Annotated in this window: 12 protein-coding genes and 1 tRNA gene; 6 read left to right on the top strand and 7 right to left on the bottom strand. The window is 52.4% G+C overall.

Annotated elements, in window-relative coordinates:
• Positions 1-35: 35 nt before the first annotated feature.
• Both CAF65_RS19040 and CAF65_RS19045 read right to left on the bottom strand, forming a co-directional pair.
• On the bottom strand, positions 36-1430 hold the full coding sequence (locus CAF65_RS19040; RefSeq protein ID WP_085717666.1) for a D-arabinono-1,4-lactone oxidase: 1395 nt from the start codon (positions 1428-1430) through the stop codon (positions 36-38).
• 21 nt (positions 1431-1451) lie between these two features.
• Complete coding sequence (locus CAF65_RS19045; protein ID WP_085717667.1) at positions 1452-1838, bottom strand: cytochrome c5 family protein; 387 nt, start codon at positions 1836-1838, stop codon at positions 1452-1454.
• Positions 1839-2103: 265 nt separating this feature from the next.
• Between CAF65_RS19045 and CAF65_RS19050 the strand changes: the two genes are divergently transcribed.
• Positions 2104-3729: an NADP-dependent glyceraldehyde-3-phosphate dehydrogenase gene (locus CAF65_RS19050; RefSeq protein ID WP_085717668.1), complete on the top strand. Its 1626-nt coding sequence runs from the start codon at positions 2104-2106 to the stop codon at positions 3727-3729.
• Between the two features lie 44 nt (positions 3730-3773).
• Positions 3774-4814 carry an FUSC family protein gene (locus tag CAF65_RS19055; protein WP_085717745.1) on the top strand — a complete coding sequence of 347 codons (1041 nt, stop codon included), beginning with the start codon at positions 3774-3776 and terminating at the stop codon, positions 4812-4814.
• Between the two features lie 15 nt (positions 4815-4829).
• Here the strand turns inward: CAF65_RS19055 and CAF65_RS19060 are convergent, their stop codons facing one another.
• Positions 4830-5723 carry a DMT family transporter gene (locus tag CAF65_RS19060; protein WP_085717669.1) on the bottom strand — a complete coding sequence of 298 codons (894 nt, stop codon included), beginning with the start codon at positions 5721-5723 and terminating at the stop codon, positions 4830-4832.
• Positions 5724-5859: 136 nt separating this feature from the next.
• Here CAF65_RS19060 and CAF65_RS19065 point away from each other — a divergent pair, with 136 nt between their 5' ends.
• Both CAF65_RS19065 and CAF65_RS19070 read left to right on the top strand, forming a co-directional pair.
• Positions 5860-6297, top strand: coding sequence for an Lrp/AsnC family transcriptional regulator (locus CAF65_RS19065; RefSeq protein ID WP_057396958.1), 438 nt, complete (start codon positions 5860-5862; stop codon positions 6295-6297).
• 56 nt (positions 6298-6353) lie between these two features.
• Complete coding sequence (locus tag CAF65_RS19070) at positions 6354-6683, top strand: YceK/YidQ family lipoprotein (RefSeq protein ID WP_085717670.1); 330 nt, start codon at positions 6354-6356, stop codon at positions 6681-6683.
• Positions 6684-6743: 60 nt separating this feature from the next.
• Here the strand turns inward: CAF65_RS19070 and CAF65_RS19075 are convergent, their stop codons facing one another.
• Positions 6744-7415: a Bax inhibitor-1/YccA family protein gene (locus CAF65_RS19075; protein ID WP_085717671.1), complete on the bottom strand. Its 672-nt coding sequence runs from the start codon at positions 7413-7415 to the stop codon at positions 6744-6746.
• 123 nt (positions 7416-7538) lie between these two features.
• Here CAF65_RS19075 and CAF65_RS19080 point away from each other — a divergent pair.
• Positions 7539-7626, top strand: a tRNA-Ser gene (locus CAF65_RS19080).
• Positions 7627-7830: 204 nt separating this feature from the next.
• Positions 7831-8040 carry a hypothetical protein gene (locus tag CAF65_RS19085; RefSeq protein ID WP_085717672.1) on the top strand — a complete coding sequence of 70 codons (210 nt, stop codon included), beginning with the start codon at positions 7831-7833 and terminating at the stop codon, positions 8038-8040.
• Positions 8041-8264: 224 nt separating this feature from the next.
• Here CAF65_RS19085 and CAF65_RS28105 read toward each other — a convergent pair whose 3' ends face one another.
• The 3 genes from CAF65_RS28105 to CAF65_RS19095 all read right to left on the bottom strand — a co-directional run bounded on the left by CAF65_RS28105 (position 8265) and on the right by CAF65_RS19095 (position 14331).
• On the bottom strand, positions 8265-9248 hold the full coding sequence (locus CAF65_RS28105; protein WP_143492128.1) for a hypothetical protein: 984 nt from the start codon (positions 9246-9248) through the stop codon (positions 8265-8267).
• 100 nt (positions 9249-9348) lie between these two features.
• Positions 9349-10047: a hypothetical protein gene (locus CAF65_RS28110; protein ID WP_143492129.1), complete on the bottom strand. Its 699-nt coding sequence runs from the start codon at positions 10045-10047 to the stop codon at positions 9349-9351.
• A gap of 492 nt (positions 10048-10539) precedes the next feature.
• Positions 10540-14331: an SIR2 family protein gene (locus CAF65_RS19095; protein ID WP_085717674.1), complete on the bottom strand. Its 3792-nt coding sequence runs from the start codon at positions 14329-14331 to the stop codon at positions 10540-10542.
• Between the last annotated feature and the right edge of the window lie 108 nt (positions 14332-14439).

Below are 14439 nucleotides of genomic sequence, written 5' to 3' on the forward strand. Positions count from 1 at the left end.
GGTGCCGAGCAGAAAATTACGGCGATTGACGGCCATCAGCTCACCCCCAGAATGGACGACAAATGCGCATTGAGGAATTTGCCGCTGGGGTCGAGTTCCTGCCGCACCTGGATGAATTCCTGCCAGCGCGGGTACAGCGGCTGCAGGTTTTTCGCGTTCAGGGTGTGCAACTTGCCCCAGTGCGGTCGGCCGTTGTACTTCCAGAAAATCGGCTCGATGGCGGCGAAGAAGTTGTGGTGGTCCATCTGGTAATGCTGGTGCACCGAGATCGAACAGCTGTCGCGGCCTTCGAACATGCTCAGGGGAATGTCGTCGGCCTTGACGTAGCGGTATTCAATCGGAAACCAGGTGCGCAGGTCTTTGTCCTGGATCAGCTTGAGGATCTCGCGCAAACACGCCGGGCCGTATTCAGCCGGTACGGAATATTCCATTTCGTTGAAACGCACCGTGCGCACGTTGGCGTAGATATCGAACGAGTCGCCCACCCGATCATCGAAACTGGCCAGGTGGCGCAGGCTGTTGAGCATTGTGCGACGCAGATCCGGGAAGTCGCTGGCGTACTTGTCGATTTTCTCGATCAGCGTGACAAACTCGTTGCCGCCCTCCTCATCCGCCGGGACCGGCGGTGTGGCCAGGTCGCTGGTTTCGTTCAGAGCGATCGACAAGGCGTAGTCGGAATGGGTCACCACGAGCATTTCCCAGTGCTGGTTTTCCCGGGTGTTGTTGTCCAGGTCTTCCAGCAGTTCTTCAGTCCTGGCAATCCACTGCCGCTCCCTCAAGCGGTACGACGGTCGGTTTTGCAGGCGCACTCTGGTTGCCACGCCCAACGCTCCCAGCGACACCCGGGCTGCGCTGAACACTTCAGGATAACGATTGGCGTCGCACTCCAGCACGTCGCCGTTGGCGGCTACCAATTGCAAGCCACAGACATGCGCCGAATACGATTGAAAGTTCTTGCCGGTACCGTGGGTCGAGGTCGAGATCGCGCCGGCCAGTGTCTGGTAATCGATGTCGGCCATGTTTTGCAGGGCCTGGCCAATGTCTTTGAGCGGTGTGCCCATACGTGACATTGGCGTGCCGGCGGCGAATTCGGCTTGCAGTGTTTTCGCATCGTGATCAAGCAAACCCGAGAAATAGCTCAGTGAGAGCAAGGTCCCGTCAGTGGGCACCAATGCACTGAAGGAGTGTGCCGAACCCACCGGACGAATCTTGCCCGCGGCCTGGCGCACCACTTGCGTCAACTCATCCAGGTTCTTTGGCGCCAGCCGCGCCGCCGGCAGGCAACTCTGGCTGCCCGACCAGTTGCGCCAGGGAATCAACCGTGGCGCGCGCAGCAGTTCGGCCAATGCCGGTGTCGAGCCGAGCGCGGTAAAAGCGCCAATGACGCTCGCCCGTTGCAGCAACTGACGCCGTGTCATGTCCATCGTCATGAATCGCACCCTGCTTTGTTGTTATTGGATTGGCTGGCCGGACATAAAGGCAATCAGCGCCAGGAACTGCTCTTGGGAACACTGCATGCACATGCCCATCGGCGGCATGCCGTTGTAACCGTTGATCGCATGATCGAGCAGCGTGTCGGCGCCCTGCAGCACCCGTGGCTCCCAAGCCTTCCTGTCGCCGGTCAGCGGCGCCCCGGCCGCCGGGTTGGCATGGCAAAGCTTGCAGCTGTTGTCGTAAACCTGCGCCAGCTCGGCGTCGGCGGGCCTCGCGGCGCCCGCTTCGCTGCGGCTCGGCGGGTTTTTCGGCTCTTCGCCGCACCCCGCAAGCAACGCCGCAAAGACGCACCCCACCAAGGCCAAACAAAGGCTAGGCTTTTCAGTTAACCGGCGTGCCCGCATGGCTGTCCTCTCATCCGGTGCCCGGTCAGCCGGGTGCACCTTTTTGTTGTGATCAAGCAGAGGTCAACACTAAGGCACCCCGCGTGGGCGGGTTGAGGGCATTGGGGGCCAACAAGGGGAGCTTCTGAGGCCATGACTGAAGGCGTCGATGAGTCCGCGGTCCATCACGCTGTGCGAAAAAACGCTGAGATGAGTCATGACAAGCGTTGCTGAGGTCTGCTAAAACGATTCATCAACGCATCAGCCATTCCAGAGGGGTAGCGACATGACCACAGCCAAGATTCTCGAGAACCTGTTCCCAAGCCCCGCCGACATCCCGGAAAAGTACCACCTTGATGGCCAGACCGAGCAGCGTGAGTACCTGGTCGACGGCATGCTGAAAACCTGGAACGGGCCACTGGCCCAGGTCCGCAGCCCGGTTTACCTGACCGGCGCTGATGGCGACGAGCAAGTGATCCTCGGCAGCACGCCGTTGCTCGATGCCGAGACCGCATTGACCGCCCTCGACGCTGCCGTGCGCGCCTACGACCGTGGTCAGGGACTGTGGCCGACCATGCGCGTAGCCGAGCGCATCCAGCACGTCGAAACCTTCCTGGGGCGCATGCGCGAGCAGCGCGACGCTGTGGTCAAGTTGCTGATGTGGGAAATCGGCAAGAACCTCAAGGATTCGGAAAAGGAATTCGACCGCACCTGCGACTACATCGTCGACACCATCAACGCACTGAAAGAGCTCGACCGCCGCTCCAGCCGTTTCGAGCTGGAACAGGACACCCTCGGCCAGATCCGTCGTGTGCCACTGGGCGTTGCCCTGTGCATGGGGCCTTACAACTATCCGTTGAACGAAACCTTCACCACGCTGATCCCGGCGCTGATCATGGGCAATACGGTGGTGTTCAAACCGGCCAAACTGGGCGTGCTGCTGATTCGCCCGCTGCTGGAGGCCTTCCGCGACAGCTTCCCGGCCGGGGTGATCAACGTCATCTATGGCAGCGGCCGCGAGACGGTCAGCGCGCTGATGGCCAGCGGCAAGATCGACATCTTTGCCTTCATTGGCACCAACAAGGCCGCCAGCGACCTGAAAAAGCTCCATCCGAAACCACACCGCTTGCGCGCAGCGCTGGGCCTGGATGCGAAAAACCCGGGCATCGTCCTGCCGGAAGTGGATCTGGACAATGCGGTCAGTGAGGCGGTGACGGGCTCACTGTCATTCAATGGCCAGCGCTGCACAGCGCTGAAAATCCTTTTTGTCCACGAAGACGTGGTCGAGTCCTTCATCGACAAGTTCAATGCCAGACTTGCCAACCTCAAACCCGGCATGCCCTGGGAAAGCGGCGTAGCCCTGACGCCATTGCCGGAATCAGGCAAGGTCGACTATTTGCATGCACTGGTGGCGGATGCCGAAAGCAAAGGCGCCAAAGTGGTCAACTCCAACGGCGGTGAGGCGCGAGCATCATTCTTCTACCCGGCGGTGCTATACCCGGTCACGCCGCAGATGCGCGTTTATCAGGAAGAACAGTTCGGCCCGGTCATCCCCATCGTGCCATACCGTCATCTGGATACCGTGATCGATTACGTGCTGGAGTCGGACTTCGGCCAGCAATTGAGCATCTTCGGCACCAACCCGGTGGCGGTCGGCCGGCTGGTGGACACCTTTGCCAATCAGGTCGGGCGCATCAACCTCAATGCCCAATGCCAGCGCGGCCCGGACACCTATCCCTTCAATGGTCGCAAGAACTCGGCCGAAGGCACCTTGTCGGTACATGACGCACTGCGGGTGTTTTCGATCCGCACCCTGGTGGCCACCAAGTTCCAGGAAACCAACAAGGACCTGATCAGCGAGATCATCAGCGGCCGCAGTTCGAGCTTCCTGACCACCGACTACATCTTCTGAGGAGAGCCAGCCTGAGCACATCCAGAGCCCAACGATTGCCACCGCTGCTGCGCCGATTGCTGCGGCCGTTGCTGGACCCGTATCGGCGCTACCGCCATGCCCGAGTGATCCATGCGGTGCGGGTGTCGCTCGGGCTATTGGCGACGATCCTGCTGACCACCGGCATCCATCTGCCCCACGGTGAGTGGGCGTCGGTGACGATGCTGGTGGTGATCGGCGGCTTGCAGCACCACGGCAACATCGGCAAGAAAGCCGCCGAGCGTGCCATCGGTACCTTGATCGGCGCCGGCGTCGGCCTGGCGTTGGTGGCACAACAGGCCTGGCTCGGGATGCCCTGGCTGACCTATTTCGCGATGTCGGTGGTGTGCGGTTTTTTCTCGTATCACGCCATCGGCAAGGGCGGGTACACCGCGCTGCTGTCGGCAATTACCGTGTTTATCGTCGCGGGTCACGGCGACAACCCGGTCACCGATGGCTTGTGGCGCGGGGTGGATATCCTGATCGGCATTGCCCTGGCCCTGGCGTTTTCCTTTGCCCTGCCGCTGTACGCGGTTTATTCCTGGCGCTACAACCTGGCCGATGCGCTGCGTGATTGCGCGAAAATCTACGGGCGCATCATTGACGGCCAGGCCATCACCGCCGATGAACATCTCAAACTCATGACTCGCCTGAATGCGGTGATGGTGCAACTTCGCTCACTGATGCCGTCGGTGTCCAAGGAAGTGAAGATTTCCATGACCGAACTGGATGCCATTCAGCGCAATCTGCGCATGTGCGTCAGCACCCTGGAAATCCTCGGCAACACCCGACCAGATGCCAATGACCCCGAGGCGATGACGCTCCTGCAAACGGCATTGAAAGCTGAGCATCGACAGATTCGCGTGCAATTGATCGGCATGGCCCGGGCCTTGAAATCAGGCGCCGCCCAGCGGCTCAATCGTCCCATGGACTTGCCGCTGGTCAGCCTTGATGCACCTGTCTACAACACGCTGGACGGGTATCGCTTGCTGACTCAGCAGCTGGCCGCCAACGTCGGCGAGATGCGCCAGCGACTGGCCGGGAACGCGCCACGCTGGAACATCTGACGCCTGTGTCGCAGATTACGGCGTTACTGTGCGCCGAAACTTCAGCGACCAGCCTTGTTGCATGCCGGCAGCGGCCAGCAGGATCGCCGCGACACCAATCCACTGCAGCGGCTCCAGGCGATGACCGAAGGCAAACCAGTCGACGAAAATCGCCGCGATCGGGTAGATGAAGGACAGCGCCCCCGTCAACGCCGTCGGCAGCTTTTGAATGGCGCCGTACAGCAACACGTACATGACACCGGTATGCACCATGCCCAGCGTCACCAGGCTGGCCCACGCGCCCGACGCCTGCGGCAATGCCGAAAAATGCGCGAATGGCGCGAGCAACAACACGCCGGTGGCGACCTGGATCAGCGCAATCAAATGCGGTGGAGTGCCGGTCAGACGCTTGATGATCAACGCGGCAATCGCGTAGAGAAACGCCGCGCCCAACGCCAGGGCAATGCCCGTCAGGTAATCGCTGCCGCTCTCGCTCTGGCTGCCATGGGCGCTGACGATTGCCAGCATCCCGAGAAACGACACACCCAGCCAGCCCAGTTTTTGCGCGGTGATCTTTTCATTGAGAAACAGCGCTGCCAGCCCTACCAGCATGAACGGTTGGACGTTATAGACAGCGGTACCAATGGCAATCGACGCCCGGGAATAGGACGCGAACAACAGCACCCAGTTGCCGACAATCGCCACACCGCTGAGTACCGCCAGCAATAAGGTGGTGCGGGTCAAAATGCCGGGGCGCAAAAAACCAAAGGCAGCACAAATCAGCAGCAAGGTGCCGGCACCGAACAGGCAGCGCCAGAACACTACATCCAGCACCGGTTGCCCGGACACCAGCACGAACCAACCGATGGTGCCGGAGATCAGCATGGCGGCCGTCATTTCGAACGAACCGCGGCGTAGGGTTTTGTCCATCATCAGACTCCTGTGTTTGTGACCAAAGTATGCCAATGCACTCAGGCGCTACTCCATAGCAAAAAGCAGGCTAAACTCGATATCAGCCTTTTTTATCAAGGCCGTTTTGAAAAAATGCCTAACAGAGGGTTTCGCCATGACCGATGACATCGACCAGGTGCTGATCACCGCCCTGATGGAAGACTCGCGACGTTCGCTCAAGGCCCTGGCACAAATCAGTGGCCTGTCCTCCCCCAGCGTCGCCGAACGTCTGCGCCGCCTGGAAGAGCGTGGCGTACTCAAGGGCTACACCGTTGAAATCGACCCGAAATGCTTTGGCTATCAACTCCAGGCCATCGTGCGCATTCGCCCGTTGCCGGGCCAACTGCAGGAAGTGGAACGGCAAATCATGGCCATTCCCGAATTCACCGAGTGCGACAAGGTCACCGGCGACGACTGTTTCATTGCGCGCCTGCACGTGCGCTCGATGGAGCAGTTGGACACCTTGCTCGACCGCCTCAACACCCTTGCTGAAACCAATACGGCAATCGTCAAGAAAACCCCGGTCAAGCGCCGGTTGCCACCCATGGCGTGAGTGATATTCGTTTCAAACTGAATCAGATTGACGGTTTCCGGCGAAGGATTGACGGCATGAAAACTCAGGCAATGCTACTCGTGGCGATGCTGCTTGCAGGGTGCGGCACGATTCAGACGGTTGTACGCAATGATGAAGTGGCCTCGAAAAGCCTCAAGGAGCATAAGAGTTATTGCGGCGCGGTACCGCGCATCTACAGTGGCGTGACCTACGATTTTTGCTACCTGAATGCCCCCCTCGAAGAGGGTCGGGATGCGCAGGTACATGGCCCTGCCCCCGCAATTGTGCTGCTGGACGTGGTCATCTCCGGCGCACTCGACACCTTGTTGCTGCCCTACACCATCTACCGCCAGCAAGCCGACGGCAGCATCGTCATTGTCGAATAGTCCTGAATTCCAGAAAATAAAAAACCCGCCTGAGCGGGTTTTTTACTTCAAGGCCGACGATCAATCATCGCGCCCCATGATGCCGAACAGCTGCAACAGGCTGATGAACAGGTTGTAGATCGATACATACAGGCTGATGGTGGCCATGATGTAGTTACGCTCGCCGCCATGAATGATGGCGCTGGTCTGGAACAGGATGCAGACCGAGGAGAACAGCACGAAACCTGCGCTGATCGCCAGTTGCAGACCGCTGATCTGGAAGAACATGCCCGCCAGCGTTGCACCCAGCAGCACGAAGAAGCCTGCCGTGATGAAACCGCCGAGGAAGCTCATGTCCTTGCGGGTAATCAGCACATACGCCGACAGACCGCCGAACACCAGCGCTGTCATCGCGAACGCCGAGCTGACCACTTCAGCACCGCCCTGCATACCCAGGTAACGGTTGAGGATCGGGCCAAGCAGGAAACCCATGAAACCGGTCAGGGCAAATGCCGACACCAGGCCCCACGCCGAATCACGGAGTTTGTTGGTTAGGAAGAAAAGACCGTAGAAGCCGATCAGCACCACGAAAATGTTCGGGTAGCCAACACGCATCTGCTGGGCAACGTAGGCCGTCACACCGCTGAATGCGAGGGTCAGGGCGAGCAAGCCGTATGTGTTGCGCAGGACGCGGCTAACCTCTAGCTGCTCAGCCTGCACGCTGTTATTAACTGCGTAATCCTGTTCGCGCATGGCGACACTCCTGTTGGTTTGAAACGTTCAGTCGCAAAGATCATAACAGACGCTCTGTAACAAGCCATGCAGAGAGTTTGACAGTGTGTTTCATTCAGGTATTATGGCGCCCGCAACGCAAACGGAGGTGTGGCCGAGTGGTTTAAGGCAACGGTCTTGAAAACCGTCGACTGTAACAGGTCCATGAGTTCGAATCCCATCGCCTCCGCCATCTTTATACGACAAAGCCCTGATTTTTCAGGGCTTTGTCGTTTCTGGCGTTTGGGAATCAGCACTGCTCGTTGAGGGCGTTACAAAACTATTTGGTAACCGTTACAAAACTTTCCAGCTTTCCCCCTACTCCAGCGTCCTGTCGATCGTTAAATATCCTTCATGTAACAGGCTGCTACGCTGACCTCATAGCTGAGGATTCGCGATGCCAAATTCAGACCTGCTCCCTTCCCTACTCTTCAAGATCAACGAAAACCAGCTCGCTCTCGAAGCCGCCATCCTGGAGCTTTCGAATTGGGTCGAGCAGCGCGGCTCAGCCGAGGTTGCCGACAACGTGCGCTGCGCTCTTGAAGCCATCGACAAGAATGAAAAATTCATCAAGATGACGCTCGCGGTGATGATGACGCCAGAGTGACAGGACGAGAGAGCCGCACTCGCCCTAACAATGAATCGCCCCGGGCTTTCTAGATACATCCGACTGACTGCTTTGGGCCGTTTTTTGCCTGTGCTGACAGGCAGCTATGACTCCGCTGCTGCCGATCAAAAAGGACCTTCACCCAAAGCGGACACTAACGTCCACTCAAGCCGAAAATTGGAACACAGCGTAAATTTATCCGCTGCACTTGATTATTAAGTCAACTATATAGCTAGAGTCAGTTTAGAACGCCACATATATTCATCTAATGTGCCTTGGGTATCGAATATTTTGGCATACTTGTAGTCTAATGGAAGAACCTCTGTGATACTCCCAGAAACGCCTTTTTGTCTTGGGATTGGCAACGATGCCCTGGCACCATCAACATTCACAATAATACTTCTCAACGAAATGATGTGGCTTACCCCATAAAATATATCGACCCAATGACCAGAAGCTTTGCGATCTGGATGGCAGTTTGCCCATGGCTCTTTGAAGTCTTCGCATTGCACCCCATCTTCTGACCAATCTATCTCAATCCTCAAATTGACGTCATTTCGATAGACTGCCACGGTTTTAAAATGCACTGACCTTACATCCCAATCCTGAGCTGAATCAGAGTTGATAATACTTTTCTCGATATATGCTAGCGAAGGAGTGTCGCCAATCCTAGGGAGCTCGCCATCTACTTCACTTGCATCAATTATTATTTTTACAAAATTGTATAGCTCATTAGTTAGTTTATCTTTTACGTCTTTTCTTTTGGCCGAATCAGAGTATATCTCTTCAGTTAATTCATACTGGATTGGCCATCTTTTATGTTTCAAATCAAATGGCAGATCATCTGGCTTCCCATATGCAGTATTCATGATGTTTAGAACGCCGGCATCGCTATTTCTTGCAAGCGCGTAACCTAGCTCAATCATTACATTTGAATTTGGGAATTTTTTTTGGCCATCTGCTGATGTCGCACAAAAACTGATATCAGCTATAAATACCTGGCTGCTATCGATTTTTTTAAATATAGTAAAAGCAATATCTGGCGTTCCTGGCACACCAGCTGTATCGCTATCAATCCTTACAGACTCTCCGTATTCTGGCTCTGCGCTTAATTTTCTAAGTGCGTCTTTCAAGCAATCCCGAATGAAGTATCGATTAAGCTTTCCATCCAGATCACTTTGCCAAGAATAAAATACTGTAGCTTCCATGACTTCTCCTAATTTAACGTTTAACCTGCGAGGCAGACCAAAGCAAAGTCTTTGTCTGTCCGGCGAACGAATCGAGCGATAATTGAGCGCATTGCTAGCTCTATGCTCCGGGTTTATTTATATTGTGTATTAAATGTTTCGGAGAGAATTCATGAAGATACTCATGACTGATGATAAAAATACTGTCGAAAGTTTCAAAGGCCTTGCTGCGACGCAGCAAATCTTCTAAAAAATTTGCTGCGACGTGCGGCTTGACCGTAGGAAGTTGCCAATTATCATAAATGAGAAGCCAGTTTGCTTCATATCTTTTAAATTCTGTTGCTGTGACTATAGGTACTTTCTTGTTGACGAAGTAGAGCATGGCTTCGGCCCACTCGCGCTCCGGTGCGTCACCTACCCAACCGCTCCCACACTCATCGGCCTCAATTTCTTGGCGGAGCTTCTTGCCCTTTTTTACGCGCTCTCCAGGGGCGGCGTGTGGAATAAAATAGATGCCTTTGCCTACTCCTGATTCTCTGATGAAACTCGACATCGCAGCATTTTGCGAGACAGCTTCAATGTGCTCAATGCCTATAGAAAAAGACGAACAGTCAATTACGAAATCAGGCTTGTCATTGTGTGTGACAGATAGCGGAAAGAGCAATTTTTCATGAGGAATGGATGATAAAAAGTATGCCAAGCCATAACGCTCAACGTGCTCTGTTGTTCGGCCTTCCGAGCGCAAGGGAACATCTATGTCTAGCATCGATAGCTTGGCTATAAGCTCTTCTGGACTTGCCGCACGGATAGGTATTTTCATTTATAGTTAACTATAAGTAAGTGATACATATAGGGTAATGTTTTTTTCGCCACCTGTGTCGTGTGACGTTCCTTGTCCATGTCTACCCCCCTTGAACTAATTGAGTCCAGCGCTAGAAGCGCGACATGGGCAAAGGAAAGAAAACGATAAAACCCGCTCGGAGGTTACGACGTCATTGGCAGTATGTCTATGGCCGGCTTTGGGTTGATCGCCCCGTCCGTAAACGTTCGCTTCTCACCGTTTTTGGCCCCTCCCCCGGCGCCCTGCCGACTATACCCTTCATCCCTCCCCTCACGATTGACGATTGCTACGCTGACCTCATAGCCGAGGATTCGCGATGCCAAACTCTGATCTGCTCCCTTCCCTGCTCTTCAAGCGCAACGAAAACCAACTCGCTCTCGAAGTCGCCATCCTGGAGCTTTCGGACTGGGTCGAGCAGCGAAGATCGGTAGATGTTGCTACTAAACCAAGTCCGTGGACCTATACCAACTTCTAAATATTATCCATCGCAATTTTTCTTAGCCGCAGCAATCGCCTATCCTTTGCTAAAGATGGTTTAGACTCAACAATTTGATCAAGAATATTGGCAAGCTGATAAGGAGGTATAGTATGTTCCGAAAGTATTTTATCTAACAACATGAGCATCGCTTCGGGATGCTGAGTTGCCGAGGAGACTTCTGGCTCCTTTGATGAACTATAAAAAAGCGTATCGCAACGTTTTACCGTGGTCAAAAACTGAAATACCAGTTTAACTACATCTGGAAAACTATGCGGAGCTTTTTCAGTCAAGTGCAGAAAACCATTTGTCGTTGCATGACTCAGATAACGCAATTCACGAGGCCAGGCTTTAGTTAGAAAGCCCTTTCCAAATGTTTTCCAAGCACTCTTTGACGTCATCAGCAATGCTAAGTATCTTAAAGCCTCGGCCCTACCTGCATCGTCAGTAATCTGTAAAACCCCTCTGACCTCATCAAACTTTAGAAATCGGTCATCTTTAAGTCCATACCGACAAGCTAAAACGAGATGCTGGTGCAAAATTCGGGAGATCCCTCGATCCCACTGCCATCTCTGGATATTGTCAAATAGACTTATGAAGCTTCTTTTTATTTCTGCGAATAGTTCCGGTCGAAAATGTCGAGAATCAAAAAGCCTTCCGCTCCATGCCGCCTCAGCGAAATCATTTCCGCTTTGAAATAGAGGTAAAATATTTCTTTTTACCCACTCAGGCTCAATCCAAAACAACCAGTCCAACCTTACTGCAATCTGATGTACAGCATGACTTAAATATTGAGACTTAGTGGAGAGTAATAGTTCAAGCCTCACCTTCAACTCAGGGGGGACACCTTCGCCAGATTTTAATTTGTGGCGACTATATACTGAAAATAGTGCCTCCGTCATTCTGCCTAAAGGAGAGTTTTGAGCACTTTCGCGTATTGGAACTGAATAGGGTAACTCTACACCGGCTCGACGAATAGACACAATAGAGCTTTTTAAAGTTTCATCCCCAGCCACATTGAATAGCTCAATTGTCTTATCCCATACAAGCAACGCAAATTCAGGAAGTGCGTCATACATAATCAGAAAATGATTTAGAACCCACTCCGAATAAGCTTGTGACAGCTGAGCAATACTATCCATGGGAAGCAGGATTAATCGCCTTGCAGCCTGCATCGTCAACTTAGCCGGTGACTTGGGCCAACCAGTTAATAGTTGCTGCCAAAGAGCTATTGGGTAAACCCCTCTCTTGGCGTCAAGCACCAAGCTTTTTAACGCTCTCAAGGGGGCAATTTCAACAAGACCTGCAAAAGGCCGCTGCTCAACAAGACTAAAAAAATCACGCTCTACTTCTGCTTGCGCGATAGTAGTGATTTGATCAATTGGGCACGCCATAAGGATACTGGCATTTTTGTCTGTGGTTACCCATCCAGATTTGCCAATTTTTTTCCTGAACTCACCACTCTCAATCCTTGCGCTCCCCTCATAGCTTTGTCGAAAAACCTCAAGTTGCTGCTGAGATTTTTTTGATAGTTTGCACCCTTGCGCCTCAAGCCCCCCGAGTAACTCCCCAACGGAATACAGATGGTAGCGCTCACTTTGTTCTGACGTGTATTCGGACTTGACTGGCGGCCCGTCAATTATTCGCCGCTCTATTTGACATTTTTGCTGTTTTGAAAAGCCGCCCCAATTGCTGACTAGCAACTCAAGCACCTTATGTCTATAACTGAACCCCCAAAACTCTTCACTCGTCGATTTTAGAAGATCAATAAAAATTTCGTTAGAATTAAAGAGACCGGGGCACAACATCGCAAACAACTTTAATGAAGAAAAAAATAAAGCCTCATTTTCAGGCCAGCTATCGTATTCCCTCCTTGCTTTTTCCGGACATACCAATACCAGCTTAGCAAACAGCCTTGAATAAATTTCTAAAAACTTGTCAGCACCTTCTTTTAAATCATCACCGTCATCGCGAAACAAATCAACCGGAGGAAAATAATTTAGCTCCGGGGCAAGCTGAACCATTCTGAGCAAAGCATTTCGCCAAACAATTAAAACCTCAGGCAAAAAATCTGCCGACACCTCAATTTCTTCACTATGAAAAGAAATCAACACCAAGCTAACATCAGTTGTGACTAGTTCCCCGAGCACAATCGGCTGGGTGTGACGAAAACGCCGATTAACCGTTAAGCTCGGCCGTATGGCCTGTTCCAAATACCGCAGAGTTAAAGAGTTCCATCCTAGCTTATCTAGCTTATCTTTTAGATAATACCACTCAATGTCTTTATCTAAACGCAACTTATGATTATTTTCATCAAACAAAATACTCCAATGGCGAACTACCTGATCAGATAACTTATCAGCAACCTCCCACAACTTATTTTCAAGCATTCTGAGAAGATGGGCATTTAATCCTGTTTTTCCTGCTGCCCACCAAATTGCCCACGGCTCATTTAAGTTTTTCACTAGCCAGGCGGCAAGGTACCTCATTCGCGTAGAAATTAGCTCTGTTGTATTACCAACTAGCCCCTGCCCCTGCCCCCGCTTAGTCTGAGTAGCACCTTCACCCGGTAAAAACGAAAGGAAATCCGCCCCCCAATATTGTGGCTCACGGCTGTCATAATTTATCAATGGATCATTTTCTAAGCCGTAGTAGTCTTGAGGACTATAATCATACTTAGACGACTCCACATAAGCTCTGACAACCTCTGGCTTTGCGTTTCTTACATACGGATCAAAAACACAAAGCCATTCTGCGCTTGGTGTGGGCTCAGCTTTATAGAACAGCTCCGCCCCAGAAGCAGAACTAATTAAATGGGTTACTTGCCCCCGCTGAAAGGCTGATAAATCACGCGGACTTTTACCAGCCAGCTTTAGTACACTTGCCCTCCAGCTGGAGGAATCCTCGGAGTAGTCAGCCCAAGCACCTATAGAACTCCAAAGATCATCGAAATCATTAAAAGCTATTCCGTTTACGCCTTTATGGCGCCAGTTCTGATCTACACGCTCTTGAGTGCCACGATCAAACGCGTAGATGGAGCCGCCAACACCTGCACTTTTTGAGTGCATCCCTTCAAGTAAGTACCTCACTGGCGGATCCTCTGCGCTATACCCCAGAAGGACTATCACATATTGTTGAGCAAGATGCTTTATAAAACGATTCGCCCAACCGTCCGCAAGGTATGCTCGACCAAAATCAGCACTACTAATAATTAACCTAGACTTATGATCACTAATACTTTTCCCAGCAAGTCGACCATGAAGATATATAACGCCTTCAGGAAGCACGCCAGACGTAAGGTCTGGTAAAGCCGGTTGAACATGGGTCAGCACACCTCGCTGCGCCTGTTCAAATAACAAATCAAAGTTTGTTGTCACCACTTGTGGGTTCTGATTTGAATTTTTAGACAATCGTAAAATTGCTTTATGGTTATCTATGAATGTACTTTTTTTTAATCTTAGTGCGGAGCTTACTTCCTGCTCAACAGCAAGCAGACCATATTCTTGTTGAAGCAAATAAAATACCTGATCGAAAGAGAATGGCAGCGTGTAGTCTGGCGGGCATTCTTTACTACAGGCAATTTCGATCATTTTCTTATAAGCGGATATAGGATTCTCGGATTGATTGGAGACACCGAGACCTTTCATAACTTCTAGCGTCAATTTCAAGAAACTAGGGAATCCAGCAGGTATGGATACCCCAGCTCCACAGAAAAAGACCACGCGCCCCTCTTCGCGAGCTGAAATCAACGAGTCTGGAATATCTGGGCCGTTCTCAAAAAAACGCATGCTCGCCAAATCCTTTGAAGAGTGGAATTCAGTGAAGATTATCCTCTGTAAACGGTTAAGTCAGCCCTATGCAAAATAAAAGCACCTCGTCTGCCCTCTGACCTGTAC

The sequence above is a fragment of the Pseudomonas sp. B28(2017) genome, assembly GCF_002113025.1.
Taxonomy (GTDB): domain Bacteria; phylum Pseudomonadota; class Gammaproteobacteria; order Pseudomonadales; family Pseudomonadaceae; genus Aquipseudomonas.